2 protein-coding genes are annotated in these 1,616 nt (G+C 69.2%); one reads left to right on the top strand and one right to left on the bottom strand.

From position 1 onward, the window contains the following. Positions 1-337: 337 nt before the first annotated feature. Complete coding sequence (locus ABZ374_RS48480) at positions 338-490, bottom strand: hypothetical protein (RefSeq protein ID WP_360325240.1); 153 nt, start codon at positions 488-490, stop codon at positions 338-340. Positions 491-707: 217 nt separating this feature from the next. Between ABZ374_RS48480 and ABZ374_RS48475 the strand changes: the two genes are divergently transcribed. After that, positions 708-905 carry an EF-hand domain-containing protein gene (locus tag ABZ374_RS48475; protein ID WP_360325237.1) on the top strand — a complete coding sequence of 66 codons (198 nt, stop codon included), beginning with the start codon at positions 708-710 and terminating at the stop codon, positions 903-905. The last annotated feature ends 711 nt before the right edge of the window (positions 906-1,616 follow it).

Below are 1,616 nucleotides of genomic sequence, written 5' to 3'. Positions count from 1 at the left end.
CGGCGATCGGGTGTACGACCGGGCCGAGCGCATCCTGCGCGGCTCGCGCCTGGACGACACCACGATGGAATCGCTCACCTCCACGCTGACCGCGCGCACCAGCTGCCACGTGCCGCTGCTCCTAGTCCTCCTCGCCGCGCCGGTCCCGCGCCGCGCGGACGGAGGAGGGAGGGAAAGGCATCCCGCCCGGTACGACCACACGTACCGGGAGAGATGTCGGCGTCTCGTTCGACCCTTGACCACGGCCCTTGACCAGGCAAAACACGCTCGGGCCGGGCCGAGCGTGTTTCACTCTCGAACCCACCGCGCAAAAGCACCCCACAACCGACCCCGGCGCCTACCCGCCGGCGGAGCTCCGCCGCCGCAGGATCTCGGCCGAGTTCGCCCGGATCGTCGCGCCCGGCCCGTGCTCGAGCAGCGCGCCGAACAGGCAGATGTCGACGACCAGGGCCCCGTCGCGCACGGCCGGCACCTTCAACGCGGCCTTCATCACACGATCGCTGCGCCGGTTCCCTTCGTGCGCCTTCCGTGGACCCGACCCCGAAAAGCGTCCGGACGCCTCGCCGACACCGGAGCGGTGGTTGCCGGCCCACGGCGCGGCGATCTCCCGGCACCTACCACCCAAACGGACCTTTGGTTGTGGCGTGACCGCGACGGGCGACAGACCGTTAGCACTGGTCCGATACCTACCATTCGAGGGAATCCCCGTGAGTGACAAGCGCGCAGCGTTCGACCGGATCGACACCGACAACGACGGTTTCATCACCGCCGACGAGTTCAAGGCGTCCCTCCAGACCCCCGACGGCAAGGTCTCCGACGCGAACGCCGCCGCGATCGTGAGCATGGCCGACGACAACGGGGACAGGAGGATCGACTTCGACGAGTACGCCAAGTTCGTCCGCTGACCTCGCTCCACGAGGCCCGCGACCGCAAGCGTCACCGCGCGTACACACGCGGGCGATTCGGGGACGATCAGGGCCGTCGGAAAGCCGGCCCGGCCCGGCGAGACCGACGTCGACCCGACACGATCCCTCACCCGATCGAGTGAATCCCGCGTGAAGGCGCTGCTCCCGGTGGCATGCTGGGCGCGTTCCCGGCCGGGTCCTCACATCCACCTCGCGGTGGCTCGTGCGGGCTGTGCCCGACTACGGGAGTCCAGGGCCTCGAACCTCGCGTTCGAGGCCCTGGCCCGTTCCCGACCGGGACGCCCGCGGGAACCACCCACCGTGACCGCGGGCGTTCAAGATCATGCGCAGTACCCCCCCGCGATACGTTCAGCAATACGTACGGCAATGGGGGCTGACATTTGGATATCAGCCCCCTGGCAGGTGCATAGGCGCAGGTCGAACGGCCTGTCTGCACCCTCGAACGCGCGCAGACCGGTATGGAGTTCTCGACATCACTCCAACCCACCCGGCCGCGTGCTCACGCTCGGTCGACCACCACCGGCGACGCCGGCCACCCGGCCGCCCCCGGTCCTCGCGCTGCTCCCGGTCCTCGATGTCCCGGTGTCTCGGCTCAACGCAGGACGCTCCTGGTAGGCGTGCTCGAAACCCGATTTGTGCGCATCCTGCGGATGCGTTCCGCGGATCTCCTCCGCCAGAGCCGCGAGCATG

It is taken from the genome of Embleya sp. NPDC005971, assembly GCF_040629175.1.
Taxonomy (GTDB): Bacteria; Actinomycetota; Actinomycetes; order Streptomycetales; family Streptomycetaceae; genus Embleya.
The sequence above is the reverse complement of the archived record's forward strand: the minus strand, read 5'-3'. Positions and strand labels throughout refer to the sequence as shown.

Coding starts and splice junctions, on each gene's coding strand:
- ABZ374_RS48480 (WP_360325240.1), bottom strand. CDS start 490: ATGAAGGCCGCGTTGAAGGTGCCGGCCGTGCGCGACGGGGCCCTGGTC.